This window comes from Aureimonas sp. OT7 (assembly GCF_014844055.1).
GTDB lineage: Bacteria > Pseudomonadota > Alphaproteobacteria > Rhizobiales > Rhizobiaceae > Aureimonas > Aureimonas altamirensis_A.
In genome coordinates this window covers 1,666,303-1,688,904 of record NZ_CP062167.1, presented here as the reverse complement: position 1 = coordinate 1,688,904, position 22,602 = coordinate 1,666,303, and the positions used below count along the sequence as shown (strand labels likewise).

Sequence of the window (22,602 nt, the reverse complement as noted above, 5' to 3'; positions counted from 1 at the left end):
GCCTATTGCCCGGTGACTTCCTCTGCCTTGAACTCGTAGGCCTCGCCGCAGAATTCGCAGGTCACGCGGATCTTGCCGTCATCCTCGACGCTTTCAGCCAGTTCCTCGGGCGTGAAGTTGGCAAGAACCTCGCGGATCCGCTCACGCGAGCAGGAGCAGTCATCCCGCACGGCCGTCGGCGGGAACACCCGGACGCCGCGCTCGTGGAACAGGCGGAATAGCAACCGCTCGACGCCAACTTCGGGATCGGCAAGCTCGGCATCGTCGATTGTGTCGACAAGCGCCCGCACCTCCGTCCAGGCGTCATCCGCCTCGAACTCGATCTCATCCGCACCCTCGGGCGCATCCCCGCCGGGCAGGTCGGGCATGCGCATGCGCTCCGGCGCCTGCGGAAGAAACTGGGCTACCAGGCCGCCGGCGCGCCAGCTTTCCTTGAAGCCGCCGCCATCCTGCCGCCGTGCAATTCTTGCGACGGCAAGGCGAACCGTGGTGGGGATCTGTTCCGACTGACGGAAATACCCCTCCGCGACATCTTCCAGGGAAGCGCCGGCCAGCTCGACGATGCCTTGATAGCGCTGCATCAGCGCACCCTGATCGACCGTCAGGGCCATGATGCCGCGTCCAAGAAGGTCTTCCGGGCTCGTCATGCCGGCGGCTTCGGCCTCGCTCAGGCGTTCGGCATCGAAGCGCGCATAGGCGCGGACGCTGGATGGGGTGGAAAAATCCACCACCAGCAGGTCCACGGGTCCATCCGTCTGCGTCTGGGCGGTAAACTTGCCGTCGAACTTGAGCGAAGTGCCCAGAAGGACCGTCAGCACGATCATTTCCGCCAGCAGGCGCGATACGGGCTCCGGATAATCGTGGCGCCCGAGCAGGCTGTCGATCATGTCGCCCAGTTGCACGGCGCGGCCGCGCGCATCCAGCGTCTCGACCTCGAACGGGACGACGGCGTCGTCGCCGGCGAAGCCGAACTCGCCGGGCTGGCGGATCTCCTCAACCACGGACGTCGACTTCCCCGAAGCACCAGGCCAGCACCGACTTCTGCGCATGCAGGCGGTTTTCCGCCTCGTCGAAGACGACGGATTGCGGGCCGTCTATCACGCTGTCGCTCACTTCCTCGCCGCGATGGGCCGGCAGGCAGTGCATGAAGAGCGCGTCGGGCCGGGCATGGGCCATCAAGGCCTCGTTGACCTGATAGGGCAGGAAGACGTTATGCCCCCGCGCCACGTCTTCGCGGCCCATCGACACCCAGGTGTCCGTCACGACGCAGTCGGCGCCCGTCACGGCTTCGACCGGATCGAGGGTGGTCAGGATATCGGCGCCTTCGGCCCGTGCGCGCTGAAGGAAACCGGCATCGGCCTCCGATCCCTCGGGCGTCGCGATCCGCAGGGCGAAACCGAAGCGGGCCGATGCCTCGATGAAGGAGTTCAGCACGTTGTTGCCGTCACCGCTCCAGGCGAAGGTGCGGCCCCTGACAGGGCCTCGCTTCTCCTCGAAGGTCAGGAGATCGGCCATGATCTGGCAGGGATGCGTATCGTCGGTCAAAGCGTTGATGACGGGAACGGTCGCAGCTTCCGCCATTTCGAGAAGGCGCTCGTGCCCCGTGGTGCGGATCATGATGGCGTCCACGTAACGCGACAGGACACGGGCTGTGTCGGCGATCGTCTCGGCCCGGCCAAGCTGCATTTCCGTGCCGGACAGGAACAGCGTCTCGCCGCCGAGCTGCCGCATGGCGACGTCGAAGGAAACGCGTGTACGGGTAGATGGCTTCTCGAAGATCATGGCCAGCACGCGCCCGTCGAGCGGGCGCGGAGAGGCGCGCCCCTCCGCCTTGCGGCGTGCGGCGTCGTCCAGGATGGCGCGAAGCTCGTCCGACCGCATCGCCGAAATGTCCAAGAAGTGCCGTCCGGCCGTTCCGCGTGTCATGCTGCACTCTCCTTACGGGTTGCGGACAGTGCCTGCGCCGCAGCCTCTATACGTTCCAGCCCTTCGCGCACCTCGTCCGAGGTCACGTTCAGGGGCGGCAGGATGCGGACGACGTTGTCGCCGGCCGGAACGGCAAGCATCAGCCGATCGCGCAGCGCCGCGATGAAGTCGACGTTCGGCACGCGCATCTTCAGGCCGAGCAGAAGCCCTTCGCCACGCACCTCCTCGAACAGGTCCGGAAACCGGTCCGTGACACCGGCGAGCCCCTGCTTGAACTGCAGGGCCCTGTCGCGCACCTGCGTCAGGAAACCCTCTTCGAGGACGACATCCAGCACCGCGTTGCCGACCGCCATGGCCAGCGGGTTGCCGCCATAGGTGGTGCCATGGGTACCGGCCGTCATGCCGGCGGACGCGGCCTCGGTGGCCAGGCAGACGCCCAGGGGGAACCCGCCGCCGATGCCCTTGGCGGATGCCAGAATATCGGGTGCCACGCCGCTATGCTCGTAGGCGTAGAAGGCGCCGGTGCGGCCGACGCCCGTCTGAACCTCGTCGTAGATCAGCAGAAGGCCGTGCGCATCGGCCAGCTGCCGCAAGGCCCGCAGGAATTCGCCGGACGCGCGGCGGATGCCGCCCTCGCCCTGGATAGGCTCGATCAGCAGGGCCGCCGTCTCCTCGGTGATCGCCGCCTTCAGGGCTGCGATGTCGTCGAAGGGAACCTGGTCGAAGCCTTCGACCTTGGGGCCGAAGCCCTCAAGGTACTTCTTCTGGCCGCCGGCGGCGATGGTGGCCAGGGTGCGGCCGTGGAACGCGCCCTCGAAGGTCACGATGCGGAACCGCTCCGGCCGGCCGTTCACGTAATGGTAGCGCCGGGCCGTCTTGATTGCGCACTCCAGGGCCTCGGCTCCGGAATTGGTGAAGAAGGCGCGGTCGGCGAAGCTGGCTTCCGTCAGCCGCCGGGCAAGCCTTTCCTGGCCGGGGATCTGGAACAGGTTGGAAACGTGCCACAGCTTGTGGGCCTGCTCCGTCAGCGCCGAGACCAAATGCGGGTGGGCATGCCCGAGCACGTTGACGGCGATGCCGCCGGAAAAGTCCAGGAAGCTGCGCCCGTCGTCCGTGCGCAGCCACACGCCCTCGCCTCGCTCCACGCGGATGTCCGCGCGCGCATAGGTCGCGTACAACGGGGAGTGCGTGTCGGTCTCGGGTGTCATGGCGACAAGGTTCCGGAAAAGTTGGGGTTGGTGCTGAAAGACAACGGGCCCGTTGCCATTTGGCGACGTTTTTTGATCTTTCCGCTGCAAAGAACGGTGTCGCTATACCATGCGGGGGTTGCGCATTGTCAACGAATGAACGACATGAGGTGCGCGCAAGGACATTCCGCGCGCATGCGTGCAGGCGCACGCAAAGACTGGGGATATCTCAACTTTCGATTCGCCCACAACCCTGTGTGTCTTGTCAGGGCGTCGGCCGTTTTGCTAGTTTCCCCGACAACACCAGATTTCGTGCGGCCAGCCCATCAGCTCAATAGATGTGGTATGACCCGGCTTGAACCGCCGCCGGTCACCTATGGATTCCGCCGCCGACAGGATTGAAAGGACCCGCGATGAGCTGGACGGATGAACGGATCGAAACTCTCAAGCGGCTTTGGTCGGAAGGGCACAGTGCCAGCCAGATCGCGGGTGAGCTCGGTGGCGTCAGCCGCAATGCCGTCATTGGCAAGGTTCACCGCTTGAAGCTGGAAAGCCGTATCAAGGCGCCCTCCGCGCCGGCCGCCGCCGCCGCCGCACCCGCGGCCGTCGCACCTGCATCGACGGCCCCCGCAATCGTCGCCCAGGCCAGCCAGCCCGCGCCGGCATCCATCCGCAGTGCGCCGGCGCCGGTTGCGGCCGCGCCCCAGCGCGAAGCCGCCGCAGCCTCGGCGCCGCGCGTGCTGCAGCCCACCGCGTCCATCGCGTCGGCACAACAGCCGATGGCACGGACCATGGGCGCAACCGCTCTCAAGATGGAGCCCGAACTGGAGCCGATGCCGCAGCAGCGCGTCAGCGCCGAGGTGGTGCCCATCTCTCGCAACCTGACCTTGGTGCAGTTGTCGGAGCGGACATGCAAGTGGCCGATCGGCGATCCGCTGTCGCCGGATTTCCGCTTCTGCGGCAATCACTCCGGCGAGGGCAGCCCATACTGCCAGTATCATGCGCGCATCGCGTTCCAGCCCGCGTCGGAGCGTCGCCGCATCCGCTGACGCCCTGAGGCGCCCGATCCAGAGGCTGAACCCAGCCCGCCCGCCAGGGCGGGCTTTTTTCATGGTCAGCAAGCCATGAGCGACCGGAGCGCGCCCATCGATACCTGTCTGGTCCTGAAACCCGAGATCGTTTCGGCTCTGCCGGCGCTGCGCCGGCTGGCGGAGGGGCTGGTCGCGCGGAAGGGAGAAACCCGCCTGACGGCAACCCTGGCCGGCACCGGGCTGCCGGGAACGCCGTATAAAAACTATACTTATAGTTATATCATAAAACTGAATCCTGGCAACTGTATCCGTCCGTGCAATCGCAAACCGCACATGAAAGACGGACTATATCGTGCCCTCAAAGAGCAAAGCCATCAACTCGGCTGAAGAGGTCTTACGCGTTCAACTGGCTGTGTCCGAATCCCTGAAACGCATCAGCATTTTCAACACTTATTCGGCGCGCATCGAGCAATCCTTCGGCAACCTCGAGAAAGAACTTCAGTCGGGCGCCAACCCGGAAGCCGACGACACGATCGGCGGCGATGCACGCGAGATCGTCGAAACGCAAAGTCGTCGCCTGTCGCGGATCGAGACGCTCTGGCAGTTGCAGACGTATCAGGAGACGGGCGCCTTCGGCGATTTCGAGGCCTTCTGGAAGACGCTCACGCCGGCGCAGCAGGCGGCGCCCGACAACTGGTTCAAGAGTTGGTACCTGACGGTCTGGGATGCCGGCAGAATGCTGAGGCTGCCCACCATCCTGACCGTCGGGACGCAGACCGAAGCCTACCTCTCGATGAAGGACGCGGTCGCGCAGTATCGCGCCCTGATGAGCGACAAGGATGCGCGTGCCGCAGCGCCCTTCCCGCAGGCGAACCAGTATTACAAGTACGATGGCACAAAGATCCGTCTGGTCGACGACAGAAACTTCACCAAAATGAACGAGGGTCAACTCGCGCTGCGCGGCACCACCGTCGGTATCGTTCTGCTCGAAGCCTTGAACAAGACGCTGTCTGCGACCCCCACGGCCCAGGACCGGGTGGTGCAGGCCAGATACTGGCTGCGCTTCCTGTCCGAATCCGCCAATTTCGCCGCAGCGAGCGCCAGGTTCGACCGGACTTTCGAAGCAGACGAAACCTATGCCGACGCAACCCCCGACGGTGCCGGTGCCGTCGTCGGCAGCCTGCTTTCGGCCGGCATGTATATCGCCTCCATCATCGGGCGATCCATGGACGACAGCCCCAAGAACGCGCTGCAGAACCACATCGCCAATATCGGCTATGCGTCGGACTCGCTCAAGATCGCGCGCTCGCTCTTTACGATCGGACCCATCGTCGACCCGGCGCTGGCCACCAGCGCCGTGTTCAAGGGCACGGGCACCCTCGTCGCCGGAACGGCCCAGATCCTGTCGACCGCCGCGTCCGCCATGACGCTCGCCGACATGGCGCAGCGCGGCACGGACTCAAGGATCATCGCCGCCGCCAGCGTGGATCTGGCGTTCCAGGTCGCCATGGCCTATGCGATTACGGCCCTGGCCGCGTCAGGCGTAGGGGTCGTCGGCCTGGCGCTCCTTGCGACGGCCAATTTCTCCCAGTTCGCTGTCGCGGACATGTATTTCGACATGGCGGACGAGGCCGAGGCCCGATATGGCCGAAGCGGCTGGATGGGCGACAAGGCGATCGGCATCTATTACAGACAGTGCGGCGGAGCCGCCGTCGTCAACGGCATGCCGGTGCTCAACATCCTGTCCAGCATCATGCAGATGGCGACGGGCGACGATGGCATCGACATGTCCGAGACATCGCGCATGATCCTGACGGATTACGGCAACCGTATCGACACCGATCCAGCCTACCGGGCCAATCCGCGCTATGCCTACGATACGCGCGAGGAAAAGCTGGCGGCAGCCGCGACGGCGTTCTGGGACGACGGTTTCAACAGCCGCTTCTCTGCGGCCGAGCGCCAGCAATATGCCAGCAGCACCGCCGAACTGAAAAAATCAACAGGCGCCGAACGCGTCTGCGTCTACGTCACCCGGCAACTGGATGCCGACGCGGAGATGATGGGTTGGGCGTCCGAAGGGACCATACGGCAGAACATGAAGAGCGGCCGGACATTCCTGTTTTCGGCTGACGCCGGGGGTGCATCGGCGGCATGGGACCCCTTCGGTCCCGGGACCACCGACTACCAACTCGGCAAGGCGGGCGACACGTCCGATACGACGCAATACGTTACCTTCGCCACCCCCTTCACCGGCGTCGAACAGGAAGTCCGGGAGGATATCGGCTCAGGCAAGAAGGCGTCCAACAGGCCGGTCCTGCCGAAATCGCTGAAGTTCAGCGACGGTGCCGCCAGCACGACATTTGACGCCCGCAACCTGACACCCGCGGTTCGTGAGGTCACCAGAACCCGGACCGTGAACGTGGACGGACGGCCGACGATCGAGCGTTACACAATCGAGAACGTCGATCGGGTGTACGGCGCCGAAGGCGGGATCGAACTGTTCATGGGCGGGGGCAGCGACAGGGTCATCGCCGCAGCCCGCGCCATGCTCGTCGATGGGGGATCGGGCGTCTCGGCATCCGAAACGGATATGGTCGATTATTCGGGATATGCGCTTTCCGGCGCGAAGGTCGCCGTCGTGGCGACGGCCCGCGGAGGTTTCGACGTTATCAAGACAGGGGTCGTCGAGATCAATTACCGCTACGTCAAGGAAGAGTCGCAAGGCAAGAACAAGCCGAAGCGCTATACCGCCGTGACGGAACTGCGGAAGTACGACCTGAATGGAAACACCGACAGTCTCGTCAACATCGAAGGCGTCGCCGGTACCGCAAACGCCGATATCTTCACCGGCGGAATGGGAAGCATCCTGCTGGGTCAGCAGGGAGACGACACCTTCAGGGGCATTGCCAACGATACCATCATGGCCGGCGACGGAAGCGACACCATCGAGGCCGCGTCGACGCTGAAGGCCGGAGCACCGGTCCCGCTTGGCTCCTATGCGGATGGTGGCGACGGCAACGACAGGATCGCTCTTGCATGGGGCAATGATTCCATCATCGGCGGAGCCGGCCAGGACACGCTGTCCGGCGGCAGGGGCGACGACATCATCTTCGGCGACGTCTCCGATGCAGCGGCGGCGGCCCCGGCAATCAGTTGCGCCGACAGGATCGATGGCGGCGACGGCAACGACACCCTGTCGGGCGGGTTCGGCGCGGATACGCTGAGTGGCGGCGCTGGCTTCGATCTGCTGATGGGCAATGACGACGGCGACAGTCTGGATGGCGGCGCGGGTGACGACCGCCTGTCGGGAGACGGCGGGCAGGATACGATCGCCGGCGGCGCGGGCAACGATGTCGCCTGGGGCGGAGACGGTGACGATCTCGTGACACTCGATGACGGCGATGATACCGCGTATGGCGGGTCGGGTGCCGACACTCTCGCCGGCGGAGCCGGTGCCGACCGTCTCTACGGCCAATCGGGCAACGACCGACTGGACGGTGGAACCGGGAACGATGTCCTCAGCGGCGACGAGGGCGACGACACCCTCTACGGCGGCGCCGACGGCGACACGCTGATCGGCGGAACCGGCAACGATGCCCTGTACGGCGAAGCCGGCGACGATTGCCTGTACGACCAGTCCGGGCGCTCGATCCTCATGGGCGGCGACGGGGACGACATCATCGTGCTCGGCGCAGAATCGATCACCGGCGTCTCGCTGAACCAGGGCACCATCGCCGATGGAGAAGGCGGAGACGACCTTGTCAGCTTTCGGCTGGCCGCCACGGCCGGCGACGGAAACCAGACGGCCCCGCGCGGCGTGGCGGCCTCGCTGAGCATCGGCAGGGACGCCGCCGGCAACGCCTTCTCGACGCCGAGTGCGCGCCGGCTTTCCCAAGGCGCGCCTTCGGCGATGGACGCCCTCATCGGAGTTCGTCTCGCGGGGGTCGAGAACCTGGAGGGCTCGGCCGGGAGGGACATACTGACCGGCGACGCCGGCGCCAACATCCTGATCGGCCGCGAAGGCGACGACACGCTTGCCGGAATGGCGGGTGACGACCTTCTTTACGGTGGCCGCGGCACGGACATGCTTCTGGGTGACCAGGGACACGACATTCTCCTGGGCGGGCCTGGTAAGGACATGCTGTACGGCGGTGACGGCGGCGACACCTTCGTCTTCGAAGGAATGTTCGGTGCCGATGCGCTCTATGTCGAACCCGGGCGCGATCGAAGCCAGCAGAACGGCGATATACTGCTGTTCACGGACGCCGATTATCGCAACCTCTATCTAAGGACCGTCGCCGGCGGCGGCATGGAGATCGGGCGTATCCTGACGCCGGGCGTTGCCGACCCGCTGGCGGATGTCGAAGGAGAGGCCAGCGTTCTGATCGACGATTTCGGAAACGGCAAGGACGGCTATGCCGACCTGTCGCTGGTGGCCAGATGCGGGGACGGCTGGGCCGTGCTGACGGGCGCCTCCCTGCAGGCCCTGATATTTGAGATGAATCTCTTCTTCGATCGGGATGATGGCATGCTGGGCGCCCTGAACGTGGCGGACGGCAACATGTGGACCGAACGGGTCAGGCCCGCGCAGGAGGCCCTGTGGACGGTGCATGCCGCCGCAAGCTGAGATGCTTGAGGCGATCGCCTCAGCGTTCGGTGAGCTTGAATTCGATACGCCGGTTGCGGGCGCGCGCCTCCGGGCTGTCGCCCGCCTCCAGGGGCTGGTACTCGCCGAACCCCGTGGCAGCCAGCCGATCGGCTGGCACGCCCTGCGTGATGAGATATTTCACCACCGCACCCGCGCGCTCCGTGGAAAGCTGCCAGTTGTCGCTGAAACGCCCGCCGGAAATCGGCACATTGTCGGTATGACCGTCAACCCGAATGATCCAGTCGATGTCCGAGGGAATTTCCCCGTTCAACTCCACAATGGCTTGAGCCAGCTTGGCAAGCTCTTCCTCGCCGATGGGCTGGAGGACATCCGAGCCGGACGGAAACAGAACCTCCGACTGGAAGACGAAGCGATCGCCGACGATACGGATATTGTCGCGGTCGGACAGGATTTCACGCAGGCGACCGAAGAAGTCGGATCGATAGCGGTTCAACTCCTGCACCCTCTGCGCCAGCGCGACATTGAGCCGGCGGCCGAGATCGGCAATCTGCGTCTGGCTCTCCCGGTCACGCGCCTCCGAGGCGTCGAGCGCCTCCTCCAGCGCCGCGATCTGCTGGCGAAGCGCCGAGAGCTGCTGGTTCAGAAGGGCGACCTGGCTGCGCGCCGCTTCCGAAATCTGCTGCTCGCTTTCCAGCCGTCCCTGGAGATCGCCGATGCGGGCATCGGCAGCGGCGGCGCCGCCGGCGCCGGAATCGAGCGCCGACTGAAGCCGCGAACGCTCGTTCTCGGCCGATTGGAGGGAAGCCTGCAAGGCGGCGATCTCGTCCTGGAAGTCGGAACTGCTCGAGCGCTCCAGTGCCAGAAGCTGGTTGAGTTCCGCGATCTGGGAGTTCAATTGCTGCAAGACGGTGTCCTGGCCGGACAACTCGCGGCTCAGCAGAAACTGCGCGATCACGAACACCGACAGCAGGAACATGATGGCAAGAAGCAGCGTCGACAGAGCGTCGACGAAGCCGGGCCAGTAATCCACCGGCCGGCGCGACCCGCTTCTGCGCGACAGCCCCATCGCGTCAGTACCTGTCCTGCCGGTGGCCGAGATGTCCGGCCAGACGGTCCAGCGTGCGCCGCAACTCCTGCTGTTCGCGTGCCTGCGTCTCGACGAAGTCGCGCATCATCTGCTGCTCCGAGCGCATGTGCTGCACCAGCCCCTGGATGCTTTCGGCAAGGCTGGCCATCGCCGCGCCGGAGCGCGGGGCGGCGCCCTGATCCTGCATGAGACGGGTTATCCGGTCCGCCAAAACCTCGAGGTCCGCGCCGGACGAGGCCGCCGCGGGCGCCATTGGCATGGGCCCCGACATCGCGATGGCCTCGCCGCCCGCGTCGGTCACCGTCGCCAGCCAGTTCTCCACCTCGGTGTAGAAGCGGTTCTGCGCGCGGCCGATCTGCAGGTCGAGAAAGCCAAGGATGAGAGAGCCGGACAAGCCGAAGAGCGAGGACGAAAACGCCGTCCCCATGCCGGCGAGCGGAGCGGACAGGCCCTGCTGAACGGAGTTCAGGACGGTCGCGGCGTCGGTCGCCGTCGGATCGAGCGACTGGATGGTGGACGAGATCGAGCCGATCGTCGTCAACAGGCCCCAGAACGTGCCGAGCAGGCCGAGGAAGACGAGGAGACCGACGAGGTAGCGGGAGATATCGCGCGTTTCGTCGAGCCGCGTGGCCAGTGAATCGAGGATGGACCGGACGAGCTGCGTCGGCAGCGGCTGGCCGATGCGCCGCCCGGCAAGCAGGGATTGCATGGGTGCAAGCAGCACCGGCGCGCGGACGTCGTCCGCCTCTTCCGAGCCGTCGCGATACAGGTTGATCCACCGGACCTCGCTGTTGAGTCGCAGGATCTGCGCCAGCGCCAGAATGATACCGATGGCAAGGACGGCGCCGATCAGCCCGTTGAGACCGGGATTGGACTGGAACGCGGCCACGATCTGCCGCCCGAGTATCAGGGCGACGAAACCGGAGAGCGCCAGAAAGACGGCCATGGTCCAGAAGTAGACCATAGGGCTGGAGAGGCGCTCCGGCATGATATGGGCCGGTCGCTTGTCCTCACGCGGCGTACTCATCACCTGCATCGGCACGTCATCCGGTGTTGCGCCACGGTGCGTGGCTTATCTCATCTTCCTTGTAACCGGCCTTGGCAGCAAGCTCCAACCCCCGTCACCAAGCTCTATCCACGCTTTTCGGTTCCAGGCCGGGATCAGGCCGAACGCTGGCTGGCCGCACGGTAGGAGTCGTTCGCCTTTTTCAGCTCCGCCGTCATCGCCTTCAGGATGAGTTCGTTACCGCAGGCGATTTCGCCCTGCAGGTGGTCGAACCTGTCTCCATCGACGCTGCTGACGAAGCCGCCGGCCTCGCGCACGACGATCGCGCCGGCCGCGATATCCCAGGGCAGAACGCCGCGCTCCCAGAAGCCGTCGAAGCGCCCCGCGGCGACGTAGCACAGGTCCAGGGACGCGGCGCCAAGCCGGCGCACGCCCGAGCTTTCACCCATGATCTGGCGCATCTCGTAGAGGAAGCGGCCATGGCCGGCCTTGCCCAGGAAGGGAATGCCGGTTGCAAACAGCGCCTCCGGCATGCGCTGGCGGTTGGCAACGCGGATGCGCCTGTCGTTGAGGAAGGCGCCGCCGCCCCGCTCTGCGGTATACAGCTCGTCCTGGATCGGATTGAAGACCACACCCGCGACGATCTGGCCATCGCGCTCCAGGGCAATCGATACGGCAAAGATGGGAATGCCGTGCAGGAAGTTCGTGGTGCCGTCCAGCGGGTCGACGATCCAGCGATGCTGGGTGTCCTTGCCCTCCAGCTCGCCGCGTTCCTCCATCAGGAAGCCCCAGTCGGGCCGGGCGCGCGACAGTTCCTGGAAGACGATCTCCTCTGCCTTGCGATCGGCGTTGGAAACGAAATCCGCCGGCCCCTTCATGGACACCTGCAGGTTCTGCACCTCGCCGAAATCGCGGATGAGCGAGCGCCCCGCCTTCATCGCGGCCTGGGTCATCACGTTGAGCAGGGCTGAACGGGCCATGTCTTAGCAGTCCTTGAATAATGAGGCCGCCGGAACCCGCTTGCCGGGTCCGGCGGCGCGATTTCGTGCCCGGCGCGGCAACGGTGTTTAGTCGGCGCGGCGGATGTAGGTGATCTCGTTGGTATCGACGAGGATTCGCTCGCCGCTTTCGATGAAGGGGGGCACCATGACGCGAATGCCGTTCTCCATCTTGGCGGGCTTGTAGGACGACGCCGCCGTCTGGCCCTTCACGACAGGATCGGCTTCCACGATGGTCAGCACGACCTGGTCGGGAAGTGAAATGCCGATGGGGCGCTCCTCGTGGCTTTCGACCGTCACGGTCATGCCGTCCTGCAGGAAGGCGGCACGGTCGCCGACAAAATCCTTCTGCAGCTCGAGCTGCTCGTAGGTCTCGTTATCCATGAAAACCAGCATCTCGCCTTCGGCGTAGAGGAACTGGTAGTCCTTCTGCTCCAGCCGGACGCGCTCGACCGTTTCGGAGGCGCGGAAACGCTCGTTCAGCTTGGTGCCGTCGATGAGGTTCTTGAGCTCGACCTGATTGAAGGCACCGCCCTTGCCGGGCTTCACATGGGCCGTCTTGACCGCAGCCCACAGGCCGCCATCGTGCTCGATCACATTGCCCGGACGGATTTCGTTTCCATTGATCTTCATAAGGGTCGCTCGACATTTGAAAGAACGAAGGCGGCGCCGGCGCGCCCCTTTTTCCCGCTCAAGACCACAAAATCCGGTTTGTTACAAGACGTTCAGCTCGAGCGGAAGCGATTGGCGGCGTCCAGGGCGGCCTTCTGCTCTTCCGGCGAGAGGCCGCGGAAGAAGGTATCCAGAGCCGGATCGGCGTTGCGCACGCGGCGCGCCAGAACCGTCCATTTGGCGGCCTCGGCCGTATCGCGCGCGATGCCGATGCCATCCTTGTAGAGATGGGCGACACGGTTGACGGCGATCGGGTTGCCGCGCTCGGCGGCGCCCTTCAGCCAGCGGAATCCCTCATGCGCCTCGGCGGGCCCGCCGCGCCCGTTGATGAGCCATATCCCCAATTCGATCTGCGCCGTGTCGTGCCCCTGAAGCGCCGCCTGCCGCAACCACCAGCGGGCGGTGACGTCGTCGCGGGCCGAAACGCCACGCCCGTTGGCGTAGAGCTGGGCCATCGCATATTGCGCATCCGATACCCCGGCATTGCCGGCAAGCTCGAAATAGCGCAGCGCCTGCTCGAACCCTCCGGTCGGCGAAGACTGGATCAGCATCTGGCCGTAGTTGAAAGCCGCCAGCGGCTGCCCGGCATCGGCCGCCGCTCGCATCAACTCACGCGCGCGGGCCGGGTCGCGCTCGACGCTCTCGCCTTCCAGCAGCATCAAGGCATAGCGGAACTCCGCTTCCGGCCGCCCGGCCTCGGCGCTGAGGCGATACCAGCGCACAGCGCCCGGCACGTCGAGCTGGACGCCCTGCCCCCGCAAAAGCAGTTCGGCCACCAGGGACTGCGCGGCTGCGTCGCCCATGTGGGCCAGCGGCTCGGCGATCCGGAACGCCGTCAGGTAGAAGCCGCGCTGATAGGCGCTGAATGCGGCGGCCATGTCGCCGCCGGCCGGCGCCTCCCCGGTGGTGGGGTCCGGCAACAGTTTTTCCTGGTTTTCCTGGGCCTCGGCGGTGCCGGCGGCCAGCAGCGCCGCCAACGCCAGGAGCGCAAGGCGTTTCATGCGGCGGCACTCCGCTCGAGCGCGTCGAAGAGGGCGTTCGCCTCGGCCACGGCCTCGCCTTCCCGGCCTTCGCCGCCGAATACGGCGCGCGACAGGAGGATGAACTCGGCCCCGCTCGCGGCGGCTGCCGGCAGCGCCTCGAGCGCGCCGCCGCCGGACAGGACGGCCGGCACCTCCACGATGGCGGCCCACCACGATGCCAGATCGATGTCGGCGGGGCGCGCGGCATCGTCCTCGCCGCCGATGGGGCCGAACAGGAGATAGTCGGGCATGCGCTCGCCTGCCTCCAGTGCCTCGTGCCGCGTATGGAAACCGGAGGTTCCGACGATGGCCTTTGGCGAAAAGCGCGCGATCGCCTCTCCCAATGCCTCGATATCTCCCCCGGTGACATGAATTCCATCGGCACGCACGCGGCCGGCGCAACGGGTGTCGTCGACGACGATGGCGGCTGCGCCCGCCTCCTGGATCAGCGGCACCAGCCCTTCGGCAAAAGCCTGGTAGGCGGTGTCGCTACGCCCGGCCGGGTCCAGGATCACGCTGGCGACGTCGCCGCCGGCAAGGGCCCGCGACAACGCCTCGCGGCCCGGGGCGCCGTCGGCCAGTAGGGTTGTCGCCAGCATCAGGCGGGGGCGCACGAAATCAGCTGTCATCGGGTTCACATCTGTCGTCTTGAAATGGATACGGCGCCTTTCGGCGCCGCATTTTTGCATCTTGTCGGATCGTTATCAATTCGGCCGGTTCGTCCTCAATCTCTCGATCTCGTCCTTCAGAAGGAGTTTCTTGCGTTTCAGCTCCGCGATCTCCCCATCCGGCGTGGCCGGCTTGGTGCGAAGCGATGCAATCTCGCTGTCCAGGGCGCTGTGACGCTGTTCCAGCGTCTCGAGATGCGTGTCAAGGGACATTCCAGACTCCTCTGTTTGTTTCCTCGAGCTTCCGGCCCCGCCTTCCGACGAAAGCCGTAGGCGCTACCGGGAAGCTTCCCATAAGCTTGGGTCATTACGGAAGGGGTGCAAGATCATTCTTTGAGAATTTTGTGACGGCTGGTATTTGCAGCCGGAAGAACGCGTACCCGGCGGGTATGCGGTACGCATTCGTCAGACCCCGGGGGGCAGATGTCGGATCAGGAACAGGCGGCGTTGCGGCTGCAGGTCGCAAGGCTCAGGCAAGACCACGCCGATTTCGACGCGGCGATCGAGGCGATGGAGGCAACCGGCTGCGACCGGCTGCGCATCCAGCGCATGAAAAAGAAGAAACTGTCCATCAAGGACCGCCTCCAGGATCTTGAAGACCAGATCCTGCCGGATATCATCGCATGAGCGTTCCCGTCGCCATCATAATGGGCAGCCAGTCCGACTGGGCCACCATGCGCCACGCCAGCGTGACGCTGGATGCCCTGGGCATCGCCCACGAATCGCTTATCGTCTCGGCCCACCGCACACCGGCGCGCCTTTACGAATTCGCCTCGTCCGCCCGTGACAAAGGCTTCAAGGTGGTCATCGCGGGCGCCGGCGGCGCCGCGCACCTGCCTGGCATGGCCGCGGCCATGACGCCCCTTCCGGTGTTCGGCGTCCCTGTCGAAAGCAAGGCCCTGTCCGGGCAGGACAGCCTCCTGTCCATCGTGCAGATGCCGGCCGGCATTCCGGTGGGCACCCTGGCCATCGGCCGCGCCGGCGCCGTGAACGCGGCGCTGATGGCGGCGTCGGTGCTGGCGCTCTCCGACGCGGCAATCGCCGACAGGCTGGATGCCTGGCGCGCGCGGCAGACGGCGGCCGTGGCCGTCCACCCCTCCGACGGGGAGGCCGCAAGTTGACCGCCAGCACGCCCCCGCTGCCCCCGGGATCGACCGTCGGCATCATCGGCGGCGGTCAGCTCGGGCGCATGCTCGCCTCTGCCGCCGCGCGGCTGGGGCTGCGCACGGCGGTCGTGGACCCGGACCCGGAGTGCCCGGCCGCACAGGTGGCGAACGTCATGGTGCGGGGGGCCTACGACGACCCGGCCGCACTGGCGGAGCTGGCTCGCATCAGCGACGTCATCACCTATGAATTCGAGAACGTGCCCGTGGCGCCGCTGCGGCGGCTGGCGGCCATCCGCCCGGTGCATCCGCCCGTCGAGGCGCTGGAAGTGTCGCAGGACCGCGTAACGGAAAAAGCCTTCCTCAACGGGGTCGGCATCGCGACGGCGCCATGGCGGGCGGTGGACGATGCGGAAGAGCTGGAGCACGCGCTGGTCGAGCTGGGCGGCGACTGCATCCTGAAGACGCGGCGATTCGGCTATGACGGCAAGGGCCAGGCCGTGCTGACGCAGGACGCCGCGCCCGGCGACGCCTTCGCCGACCTCGGCGGCGTCCCCGCCATCCTGGAAAAGAAAGTCCCCTTCGAGCGCGAGATTTCGGTGATTGCGGCACGCGGCGCCGACGGCGCGCTGCGCGCCTACGACCCAGCCGAGAACGTCCACAGGACGGGCATCCTGCGCACGAGCACCCTGCCGGCCCGCATCTCACCGCAGCAGGCGGAAGAGGCGATGCGCATCGCCGGGCTGATCCTGGACCGCCTGTCCTATGTCGGCGTGATCGGCGTGGAATTCTTCGTCGCGGCCGACGGTGCGCTGCTGGTCAACGAGATCGCGCCCCGGGTGCACAATTCCGGCCACTGGACGGAAGCCGCCTGCCTGATCTCGCAGTTCGAGCAGCATATACGCGCGGTCTGCGGCATGCCTCTCGGAGACCCGGTGCGGCACGCCGACTGCGTCATGGAAAACCTGATCGGCGACGATATCGAGAAGGCGCCGGCGCTGCTGGCCGAACCGTCGCTCCTGTTGACGCTCTACGGCAAGGCGGAAGCCCGCCCCGGCCGGAAAATGGGTCATTTTACGCGCGTTAGCCGTGTCGTGTGATTGACATCGACCACGGCGGCGTCTATGCCGTGCCCATCGAAGGGCGCTCTAGCAATGGGGGCGCCATTTTAACGCGACGGCATGATTTTGGATCGTCGCCTGTCCAACATACCGACGGTCGAGTGTCATGAAGATCAAGAATTCCTTGAAGTCGCTCAAGGGCCGCCACCGGGCCAACCGCATGGTTCGCCGCAAGGGGCGCATCTACATCATCAACAAGCAGGCTCCGCGCTTCAAGGCGCGCCAGGGCTGAGGCTTGCCGGCGAGGGCGCCATGGCGCCCGGTCCAGCCGGATTGCCCTTACAGGCATAGCATTTGATTTGACGAAGCGCATTGGCGGTTTAAACTCCGCCGATGCGCTTTTTCTTTGCCCTTCTCCCTGTCGTGCTCGTGGCCCCGCCGGCCTTGGCACAGCCGCTCGCCCCCTCGCCCGAGATCGAGGCGATCGCGCCGGATGCGTTGCTGCCGCCACCTGATTCCGTGCCGGGCGTCAGCCGGACGGACCAGCGCACTCTCAGCCGCGACGAACGGCTGAACGCGCTCTTCCACGATCTGCGGCGGGAGGGCAATCGTGCTCGCGGCGAGCGTATCGCCCGGCAGATCCAATCCATCTGGAACGACAGCGGCAGCGCCACGGTCGACCTGCTTCTGACATGGTCCGAGAAGGCCATCTCGGACAACAAGCTGCCCGTCGCCTTCGACCTCGTCGAACAGGGCGCCGAGCTGCAGCCCGACAACCCGGAAATATGGAACCGGCGTGCGATGCTGAATTATCGCAGCGGCGACTTCGGGCGCGCCATCGTCGATGTCACGCAGGTTCTGGCGCGGGAGCCGAGGCACTATCCGGCGCTGATGGGCCTGGGTGCGATGCTGGAAGAGAGCGGGCGCAACGAACAGGCGATGGAGGCCTATCAGCGCGCGCTCGACGTCTATCCCACGCTCAAGGATGCGCAGGATGCCGTGGCGCGGCTGGCCGACCTGATGGCCGGCCAGCGCGCCTGACGCGACGTCAGACGGCCGACAGGCCGTCGGAGCCGATATAGGCGATGCGCAGCATGTTGGTGGCGCCGGGTGTGCCCAGCGGCACGCCGGCCGTCACGATGACCCGCTCGCCGGGCCGGGCCAGTTCCTGCTCCACAGCGACGCGGCAGGCTTTGTCGACCATGCCTTCGAGATCCGTCGCATCTTCCGTGACCACGCAATGCAGGCCCCAGGCGATGCTGAGTCGGCGTGCCGTCGCCACCTTGGGGGACAGGGCGATGATCGGCAGCAGCGGGCGCTCGCGGGCGGTACGCAGGCCCGTATTGCCCGTCGACGTATAGGTGACGATCGCCGCGACGCTGAGCGTCTCCGCCATCTGGCGCGCCGCCAGAGAAACGGCGTCGGCGCCCGTCGCCTCCGGCGTGGAGCGCTGGGCCGATATGATGCTGGCGTAGAGCGGGTCCCGCTCCACCTGCACGGCGATCCTGTCCATCGTTTCGACCGCCTCGACCGGATAGTCGCCGGCGGCCGATTCGGCCGACAGCATCACGGCATCGGCGCCTTCATAGACGGCGATGGACACGTCCGACACTTCGGCACGGGTCGGCACCGGCGCGGAAATCATCGATTCCAGCATCTGCGTCGCGACGACCACCGGCTTGCCGGCCTTGCGCGCGGCGCGGGTGATGCGCTTCTGGATGCCGGGCACGGCCTCGAGCGGCAGTTCGACGCCAAGATCGCCGCGCGCCACCATGATGGCGTCGGACAGCTCGATGATCTCGTCGAGACGCTCGACCGCCTGCGGCTTCTCGATCTTCGACAGAAGGCTTGCACGGCCACGCGCCACCTTGCGCGCCTCGGCCAGGTCTTCAGGGCGCTGGATGAAGGACAGCGCAACCCAGTCCACGCCTTCGGCCAGCACGGCGTCGAGATCGGCCCTGTCCTTGTCGGTCAGTGCGCCGGTGGCCAGGATGGTGTCCGGCAGGCTGACACCCTTGCGGTTGGATATCCGGTTGCCCGCGACGACGACGCATTCGATATGCCGGCCATCGGTCTTGACGGCGCGCAGCTGGAGGCGCCCGTCATCGATCAGCAGCCGGTGGCCCACCTGCACCGCTTCCAGGATTTCCGGGTGCGGAAGATAGACGCGGGTGGTGTCGCCCGGTGTCGGATCGTCATCGAGGGTAAAGGTCTGGCCGACGACCAGTTCCGCCTTGTCGCCCACGAAGGTGCCGACGCGCAGCTTGGGGCCTTGCAGGTCCGCGAGAATGCCGATGGGGCGGCCCACCGCCTTCTCGACGTTGCGCAACCGAACGACCAGCTCGCGCATCATGTCGTGGCTGGTGTGGCTCATATTGATGCGGAAGACGTCCGCCCCGGCTTCGAAAAGCTTGCGGATCACGGGCTCCTCGGAGGAAGCCGGACCAAGTGTCGCCAGAATCTTTACACGGCGGTTGCGCTTCATTGCTCGTCGTTGCTCCCGCTCGGGGTTTCGGTCAGCTGAACCATCCAGCTGCCCTGTTGCCCGGTGTCATACTCCCGGAATCCCATTTCCTGAAACCCGCGGGCGAAACAATCTTTCACGCCCACTACCCGGAATTCGTTTTCGGCGATGCACATCTGGATGTCGCCGGCCCAGCGGCTGCGTCCCTGCTCGTCCTCGGCATAGAGGTAATAGAAGCGTGATTTGAGATCGCCTTCGACGACGGACCGGCACGTGGTGGCCGGAATGCGCCACCAACCCTCGCTGACCCAGCCGTCGGCATCGCGATATCCGATGGCCACCCCCAGAAGCGCCTGCGTACCGTTGCAGACGCGGAAATCGGCCCGGGCCTCGCCGGGCAGCGCCATCGTCGACAGGAATGCGACCCCGATAAGCGGCATGCCGGTGCGCATGATGCGCCGCCATGCTTCTGTCACCCGGAAAGACATGGATAAACCCCCACGGTATCGGTACCGGACGGACAGGAGCCGAAAGCCCCCCGCCGCGTGTTGAACCGGCGTCGAAAAATGCAGATATCGGCACGAGCCGGGAAAGGAAAGAGCGACATGGACGAAAGCACGAAATCGCGGATCGAATGGGAGGCCGCCGCCTTCCGCAGGCTGCGGGACCATTTGCGAGAGCGCAGCGACGTACAGAACATCGATCTCATGAACCTTGCCGGATTCTGCCGGAACTGCCTGTCCGACTGGTACCGGCAGGCAGCGGAAGAATCGGGCGTTCCAATGACGAAAGAGGATGCTCGCGAAGAGTTTTACGGAATGTCATACGACGAGTGGCGCAGACGGCACCAGACCGAGGCGACGCCGGAGGCGGTCAGCGGCTTCGCCGCCGCGCACCCGAAGGTCTGACATCCGGGCGTAAGGAAATTCGTAACCATTCGCCGTCATCGACGGCGTTCTCCCGGCGCGGGTTTTCTGCTATCGCCGGCCTGACCGAATTTCGCGCGGAACGATCGCGCCAACCCTACACGGCTGAATGAGGACTTCATGATGGATTCTCCCGCAGATACCAATGTCGCCGGCGAGGAGCTGCGCTCCTTCGTCGAGCGCATCGAGCGGCTCGAAGAGGAAAAGAAGACGATCTCCGACGACATCAAGGATGTCTACGGCGAGGCCAAGGGCCGCGGCTACGACGTCAAGGTCCTGCGCAAGATCGTTTCGCTGCGCAAGCAGGACGCCAACGAGCGGCAGGAGCAGGAAGCCATACTGGATCTCTATCTCCAGGCGTTGGGCATGAGCTGATCGCGCTGGCCGCGCGTTGCCGGAAAGGGGTCTGATGCCCGGGCCGAGTTTTGATTACTGCATCATCGGAGGCGGCATCGTCGGCCTCGCCACGGCTTTGTCGCTCAGGCAGCGCAACGCGACGGCGCAGATCGTGCTTCTGGAAAAGGAAGCGCAGTTCGGCCAGCACCAGACAGGCCATAACAGCGGCGTCATCCATGCCGGTATCTATTACAAGCCGGGCTCGCTGAAGGCGCGCCTGTGTCGCGAGGGCGCAGAGGCCACCAAGGAGTTCTGCGCCCGCAGGTCGATACCGTTCGAGACCTGCGGAAAGCTCCTCGTCGCGACCGACGATATCGAGATGGAGCGGATGGCGGCGCTGGAAGAGCGCGCGCGCGATAACGACATCGACTACGAGCCGATATCCGGCGCAAGGCTGCGCGAGATCGAGCCCAGCATTGCCGGGCTCGGCGCCTTGAAGATCAAGGCGACCGGCATTGTCGACTATCGCCGCATCTGCCTTGCGATGGCCTCCGAACTCGCCGACAGCGGGGTCGAGCTGCGCCTGTCGACGAGAGCGACGGCGATCGCGGAAGAGGAAACCGGCGTTGTCGTCGGCATGGACGACGGCACACGGCTGCGGGCGGACCGGCTGATCGCCTGTGCCGGCCTGCAATCCGACAGGATCGCGCGGCTGGCAGGGATGGACGCGACCCATCGGATCGTCCCGTTCAGGGGCGAGTATTACACGCTGCCCCAATCGAAATCCGACATCGTCTCGCACCTCATCTACCCGATCCCCGATCCGGACCTGCCCTTTCTGGGCATACACCTGACGCGAATGATCGACGGGCGCGTCACCGTCGGCCCGAACGCAGTCCTGGGCTTTGCGCGGGAGGGATATGCCAAGGGCAGCATTAAGCCCTTCGACATCGCCTCGATGCTCGGCTTCAAGGGTTTCTGGTCGATGGCGCGCCGGAACTGGCGGTCGGGCTCCACGGAATTTCTCAATTCCCTGTCGCGTGCCCGTTATCTGGAACAGTGCCGGAAATACTGCCCGTCGCTGACCCTGGAGGATCTTGGGGCGCCCGGCGCCGGCATCCGCGCGCAGGCCATCCTGGCAGACGGGACGCTGGTGCAGGATTTCCTGTTTCTTCAGAGCGCGCGGATGCTGCATGTCTGCAACGCACCCTCGCCTGCCGCAACCTCGGCCATGCCGATCGGCCGCATGATCGTCGACAGGCTCGGCGGCTGAAGGTCAGCCGTTCGACGCCTTCCAGGCGTCGTAACGCCGGCGTGTCTCCTCGTTCATCGGGTACAGGCCCGGCAGAGGCACGCCACGGCCCACCTCATCCATGATCCAGCCCTCCATACGCTCCTGTTCGGGCGCCTCGGCGATCACCTGGTCCAGATAGGCTGCGGGTATCAGCACCGCGCCATCCTGGTCCACGACGACGATGTCGTCCGGAAAGACCGCGACGCCGCCGCAGGCGATGGGCTCCTGCCAGCCGACGAAGGTCAGTCCGGCGACGGAGGGCGGAGCGGCAATGCCATCGCACCAGACGTCGAGGCCCGATTGCAGGACGCCCTCGGCGTCCCGCAGGACGCCATCCGTCACCAGGGCGGCAACGCCGCGCTTGGCCATCCGGGAGCAGAGGATATCCCCGAAGATGCCGGCATCCAGGACGCCCATGGCGTCTGCAACCGCGACGACGCCCTGCGGCATGGCTTCGATGGCTGCCCGGGTGGAAATCGGCGAGGCCCAGCTTGCGGGCGTGGCCAGATCTTCGCGGGCAGGAACGAATCGCAGCGTGAAAGCCGGCCCGACAACGCGCGGCTGCCCCGGCTTCAGCGGCTTGGTTCCGCGCATCCAGACATTGCGTAGCCCCTTTTTCAGAAGCACCGTCGTCAGTGTCGCAGTCGACACGCCCTTCAGGATTTCGATGGTGGTTCCATCGATCGGCATGGCAAATCCCCTTGCAAGTCGTACGGGCTGGCTTCAGGCCGTCGCGCGGCGATCTTCCTGGCCGAGATCGCGCAGCTCCAGCTTTTCGGCGTTGACGTATTCGGCCTCGGCCTCTTCCAGCGCCAGCCGCGCCGCGGCAAGCTGGGACTTCAGGTCCCGCACCGAGTTCATCAGATTGTCCCGACGCACCCGCGCCGCCTTCGCGAAGGTCGGGTAGGCGAAATGGTTGGTATCGGTCAGGCCGGAACGGCGCTCTTCGCTGGCGATCTGGGCGTCCAGCTCGGCCGCCATCCGCTCGAACTCGGCCATCATCATGTCGAGTTGCTCGACCTGACGCCGCTTCTCCCCGACCTTGAAGCGTGCGAGCCGCACAAGATTTTCACGCTTGGCCATTCGAATCGTCCCGGTTCCGAGGCGGCGCAATGCGACGCCGCATGACATTTTCCGTTTGCGCCACCTGCCTCGGACAAGCCTCGGCCCGTAGGAATGAGACACTCAGACGGTCTGTTTACGCGCACCGTT

The 22,602-nt window shown here is 65.6% G+C and carries 25 protein-coding genes; 11 read left to right on the top strand and 14 right to left on the bottom strand.

The window, feature by feature from the left end; genetic code table 11:
- Positions 1–2: 2 nt before the first annotated feature.
- The 3 genes from IGS74_RS08125 to IGS74_RS08115 are packed head-to-tail and all read right to left on the bottom strand — an operon-like array spanning position 3 to position 3,134.
- On the bottom strand, positions 3–1,001 hold the full coding sequence (locus tag IGS74_RS08125) for an Hsp33 family molecular chaperone (RefSeq protein ID WP_246723081.1): 999 nt from the start codon (positions 999–1,001) through the stop codon (positions 3–5).
- Positions 994–1,926, bottom strand: a complete 933-nt coding sequence (argF, locus tag IGS74_RS08120) for an ornithine carbamoyltransferase (protein WP_192390742.1) — start codon at positions 1,924–1,926, stop codon at positions 994–996. The genes IGS74_RS08125 and argF overlap by 8 nt, the downstream gene beginning before the upstream one ends.
- On the bottom strand, positions 1,923–3,134 hold the full coding sequence (locus IGS74_RS08115; RefSeq protein ID WP_192390736.1) for an aspartate aminotransferase family protein: 1,212 nt from the start codon (positions 3,132–3,134) through the stop codon (positions 1,923–1,925). The genes argF and IGS74_RS08115 overlap by 4 nt, the downstream gene beginning before the upstream one ends.
- Before the next feature lie 392 nt (positions 3,135–3,526).
- Here IGS74_RS08115 and IGS74_RS08110 point away from each other — a divergent pair, with 392 nt between their 5' ends.
- The 3 genes from IGS74_RS08110 (at position 3,527) to IGS74_RS08100 (ending at position 8,771) form a co-directional block, all read left to right on the top strand.
- On the top strand, positions 3,527–4,162 hold the full coding sequence (locus tag IGS74_RS08110) for a GcrA family cell cycle regulator (protein WP_192390731.1): 636 nt from the start codon (positions 3,527–3,529) through the stop codon (positions 4,160–4,162).
- A gap of 75 nt (positions 4,163–4,237) precedes the next feature.
- On the top strand, positions 4,238–4,531 hold the full coding sequence (locus IGS74_RS08105; protein WP_192390726.1) for a hypothetical protein: 294 nt from the start codon (positions 4,238–4,240) through the stop codon (positions 4,529–4,531).
- On the top strand, positions 4,497–8,771 hold the full coding sequence (locus tag IGS74_RS08100) for a hypothetical protein (RefSeq protein WP_206688229.1): 4,275 nt from the start codon (positions 4,497–4,499) through the stop codon (positions 8,769–8,771). Before IGS74_RS08105 ends, IGS74_RS08100 begins: the two co-directional genes overlap by 35 nt.
- Before the next feature lie 19 nt (positions 8,772–8,790).
- On the opposite strand, the gene IGS74_RS08095 is transcribed toward IGS74_RS08100, so the two are convergent.
- From IGS74_RS08095 to IGS74_RS08065, 7 genes are all read right to left on the bottom strand, one after another.
- Positions 8,791–9,819 (bottom strand): peptidoglycan -binding protein, encoded by a 1,029-nt coding sequence (locus tag IGS74_RS08095; RefSeq protein WP_192390715.1) that lies wholly within the window; start codon positions 9,817–9,819, stop codon positions 8,791–8,793.
- Between the two features lie 4 nt (positions 9,820–9,823).
- On the bottom strand, positions 9,824–10,876 hold the full coding sequence (locus tag IGS74_RS08090; protein ID WP_192390710.1) for a flagellar motor protein MotA: 1,053 nt from the start codon (positions 10,874–10,876) through the stop codon (positions 9,824–9,826).
- A gap of 125 nt (positions 10,877–11,001) precedes the next feature.
- Complete coding sequence (locus tag IGS74_RS08085; protein WP_192390704.1) at positions 11,002–11,826, bottom strand: inositol monophosphatase family protein; 825 nt, start codon at positions 11,824–11,826, stop codon at positions 11,002–11,004.
- A gap of 87 nt (positions 11,827–11,913) precedes the next feature.
- The gene (efp, locus tag IGS74_RS08080; RefSeq protein WP_039189112.1) at positions 11,914–12,477 is read right to left on the bottom strand and encodes an elongation factor P; all 564 of its coding nucleotides are present in this window, start codon (positions 12,475–12,477) and stop codon (positions 11,914–11,916) included.
- Positions 12,478–12,569: 92 nt separating this feature from the next.
- Entirely contained in the window at positions 12,570–13,517 is a 948-nt protein-coding gene (locus IGS74_RS08075) for a tetratricopeptide repeat protein (protein ID WP_192390696.1), read from the bottom strand.
- Complete coding sequence (locus IGS74_RS08070) at positions 13,514–14,167, bottom strand: thiamine phosphate synthase (protein ID WP_192390686.1); 654 nt, start codon at positions 14,165–14,167, stop codon at positions 13,514–13,516. The genes IGS74_RS08075 and IGS74_RS08070 overlap by 4 nt, the downstream gene beginning before the upstream one ends.
- Positions 14,168–14,242: 75 nt before the next feature.
- A complete protein-coding gene (locus tag IGS74_RS08065; protein WP_039189106.1) occupies positions 14,243–14,419 on the bottom strand; it encodes a DUF465 domain-containing protein in 177 nt (58 codons plus the stop codon).
- Positions 14,420–14,629: 210 nt separating this feature from the next.
- On the opposite strand from IGS74_RS08065, the gene IGS74_RS08060 reads away from it, so the two are divergent.
- From IGS74_RS08060 to IGS74_RS08040, 5 genes are all read left to right on the top strand, one after another.
- Positions 14,630–14,833 (top strand): YdcH family protein, encoded by a 204-nt coding sequence (locus tag IGS74_RS08060; protein WP_039189103.1) that lies wholly within the window; start codon positions 14,630–14,632, stop codon positions 14,831–14,833.
- Positions 14,830–15,327 carry a 5-(carboxyamino)imidazole ribonucleotide mutase gene (gene purE / locus IGS74_RS08055; protein WP_192390675.1) on the top strand — a complete coding sequence of 166 codons (498 nt, stop codon included), beginning with the start codon at positions 14,830–14,832 and terminating at the stop codon, positions 15,325–15,327. The genes IGS74_RS08060 and purE overlap by 4 nt, the downstream gene beginning before the upstream one ends.
- Positions 15,324–16,409 carry a 5-(carboxyamino)imidazole ribonucleotide synthase gene (locus tag IGS74_RS08050; protein WP_281413057.1) on the top strand — a complete coding sequence of 362 codons (1,086 nt, stop codon included), beginning with the start codon at positions 15,324–15,326 and terminating at the stop codon, positions 16,407–16,409. Before purE ends, IGS74_RS08050 begins: the two co-directional genes overlap by 4 nt.
- A 127-nt stretch (positions 16,410–16,536) precedes the next feature.
- A complete protein-coding gene (gene ykgO / locus IGS74_RS08045; protein ID WP_039189096.1) occupies positions 16,537–16,662 on the top strand; it encodes a type B 50S ribosomal protein L36 in 126 nt (41 codons plus the stop codon).
- A 101-nt stretch (positions 16,663–16,763) separates the two neighbouring features.
- Positions 16,764–17,411: a tetratricopeptide repeat protein gene (locus IGS74_RS08040; protein ID WP_192390671.1), complete on the top strand. Its 648-nt coding sequence runs from the start codon at positions 16,764–16,766 to the stop codon at positions 17,409–17,411.
- A gap of 7 nt (positions 17,412–17,418) precedes the next feature.
- Here the strand turns inward: IGS74_RS08040 and pyk are convergent, their stop codons facing one another.
- Both pyk and IGS74_RS08030 read right to left on the bottom strand, forming a co-directional pair.
- Entirely contained in the window at positions 17,419–18,855 is a 1,437-nt protein-coding gene (gene pyk, locus IGS74_RS08035; protein ID WP_192390667.1) for a pyruvate kinase, read from the bottom strand.
- A complete protein-coding gene (locus tag IGS74_RS08030; RefSeq protein WP_245282985.1) occupies positions 18,852–19,274 on the bottom strand; it encodes a DUF1036 domain-containing protein in 423 nt (140 codons plus the stop codon). The genes pyk and IGS74_RS08030 overlap by 4 nt, the downstream gene beginning before the upstream one ends.
- 165 nt (positions 19,275–19,439) lie before the next feature.
- Between IGS74_RS08030 and IGS74_RS08025 the strand changes: the two genes are divergently transcribed.
- From IGS74_RS08025 to lhgO, 3 genes are all read left to right on the top strand, one after another.
- The gene (locus tag IGS74_RS08025) at positions 19,440–19,742 is read left to right on the top strand and encodes a DUF1244 domain-containing protein (RefSeq protein WP_192390661.1); all 303 of its coding nucleotides are present in this window, start codon (positions 19,440–19,442) and stop codon (positions 19,740–19,742) included.
- Positions 19,743–19,883: 141 nt separating this feature from the next.
- Positions 19,884–20,135 carry a DUF2312 domain-containing protein gene (locus IGS74_RS08020; RefSeq protein ID WP_143190195.1) on the top strand — a complete coding sequence of 84 codons (252 nt, stop codon included), beginning with the start codon at positions 19,884–19,886 and terminating at the stop codon, positions 20,133–20,135.
- Between the two features lie 34 nt (positions 20,136–20,169).
- Complete coding sequence (gene lhgO / locus IGS74_RS08015; protein ID WP_192390655.1) at positions 20,170–21,369, top strand: L-2-hydroxyglutarate oxidase; 1,200 nt, start codon at positions 20,170–20,172, stop codon at positions 21,367–21,369.
- A gap of 3 nt (positions 21,370–21,372) precedes the next feature.
- On the opposite strand, the gene IGS74_RS08010 is transcribed toward lhgO, so the two are convergent.
- Together IGS74_RS08010 and IGS74_RS08005 are read right to left on the bottom strand one after the other, a co-directional pair.
- Positions 21,373–22,080, bottom strand: coding sequence for a ribonuclease activity regulator RraA (locus IGS74_RS08010; RefSeq protein ID WP_192390650.1), 708 nt, complete (start codon positions 22,078–22,080; stop codon positions 21,373–21,375).
- A gap of 33 nt (positions 22,081–22,113) precedes the next feature.
- Positions 22,114–22,473, bottom strand: a complete 360-nt coding sequence (locus tag IGS74_RS08005; protein ID WP_039189071.1) for a flagellar export protein FliJ — start codon at positions 22,471–22,473, stop codon at positions 22,114–22,116.
- Between the last annotated feature and the right edge of the window lie 129 nt (positions 22,474–22,602).

Coding starts and splice junctions, on each gene's coding strand:
- argF (WP_192390742.1), bottom strand. CDS start 1,926: ATGACACGCGGAACGGCCGGACGGCACTTCTTGGACATTTCGGCGATG.
- IGS74_RS08115 (WP_192390736.1), bottom strand. CDS start 3,134: ATGACACCCGAGACCGACACGCACTCCCCGTTGTACGCGACCTATGCG.
- IGS74_RS08110 (WP_192390731.1), top strand. CDS start 3,527: ATGAGCTGGACGGATGAACGGATCGAAACTCTCAAGCGGCTTTGGTCG.
- IGS74_RS08105 (WP_192390726.1), top strand. CDS start 4,238: ATGAGCGACCGGAGCGCGCCCATCGATACCTGTCTGGTCCTGAAACCC.
- IGS74_RS08095 (WP_192390715.1), bottom strand. CDS start 9,819: ATGGGGCTGTCGCGCAGAAGCGGGTCGCGCCGGCCGGTGGATTACTGG.
- IGS74_RS08090 (WP_192390710.1), bottom strand. CDS start 10,876: ATGCAGGTGATGAGTACGCCGCGTGAGGACAAGCGACCGGCCCATATC.
- IGS74_RS08085 (WP_192390704.1), bottom strand. CDS start 11,826: ATGGCCCGTTCAGCCCTGCTCAACGTGATGACCCAGGCCGCGATGAAG.
- efp (WP_039189112.1), bottom strand. CDS start 12,477: ATGAAGATCAATGGAAACGAAATCCGTCCGGGCAATGTGATCGAGCAC.
- IGS74_RS08075 (WP_192390696.1), bottom strand. CDS start 13,517: ATGAAACGCCTTGCGCTCCTGGCGTTGGCGGCGCTGCTGGCCGCCGGC.
- IGS74_RS08070 (WP_192390686.1), bottom strand. CDS start 14,167: ATGACAGCTGATTTCGTGCGCCCCCGCCTGATGCTGGCGACAACCCTA.
- IGS74_RS08065 (WP_039189106.1), bottom strand. CDS start 14,419: ATGTCCCTTGACACGCATCTCGAGACGCTGGAACAGCGTCACAGCGCC.
- IGS74_RS08060 (WP_039189103.1), top strand. CDS start 14,630: ATGTCGGATCAGGAACAGGCGGCGTTGCGGCTGCAGGTCGCAAGGCTC.
- purE (WP_192390675.1), top strand. CDS start 14,830: ATGAGCGTTCCCGTCGCCATCATAATGGGCAGCCAGTCCGACTGGGCC.
- ykgO (WP_039189096.1), top strand. CDS start 16,537: ATGAAGATCAAGAATTCCTTGAAGTCGCTCAAGGGCCGCCACCGGGCC.
- IGS74_RS08040 (WP_192390671.1), top strand. CDS start 16,764: ATGCGCTTTTTCTTTGCCCTTCTCCCTGTCGTGCTCGTGGCCCCGCCG.
- pyk (WP_192390667.1), bottom strand. CDS start 18,855: ATGAAGCGCAACCGCCGTGTAAAGATTCTGGCGACACTTGGTCCGGCT.
- IGS74_RS08030 (WP_245282985.1), bottom strand. CDS start 19,274: ATGCCGCTTATCGGGGTCGCATTCCTGTCGACGATGGCGCTGCCCGGC.
- IGS74_RS08025 (WP_192390661.1), top strand. CDS start 19,440: ATGGACGAAAGCACGAAATCGCGGATCGAATGGGAGGCCGCCGCCTTC.
- IGS74_RS08020 (WP_143190195.1), top strand. CDS start 19,884: ATGGATTCTCCCGCAGATACCAATGTCGCCGGCGAGGAGCTGCGCTCC.
- lhgO (WP_192390655.1), top strand. CDS start 20,170: ATGCCCGGGCCGAGTTTTGATTACTGCATCATCGGAGGCGGCATCGTC.
- IGS74_RS08010 (WP_192390650.1), bottom strand. CDS start 22,080: ATGCCGATCGATGGAACCACCATCGAAATCCTGAAGGGCGTGTCGACT.
- IGS74_RS08005 (WP_039189071.1), bottom strand. CDS start 22,473: ATGGCCAAGCGTGAAAATCTTGTGCGGCTCGCACGCTTCAAGGTCGGG.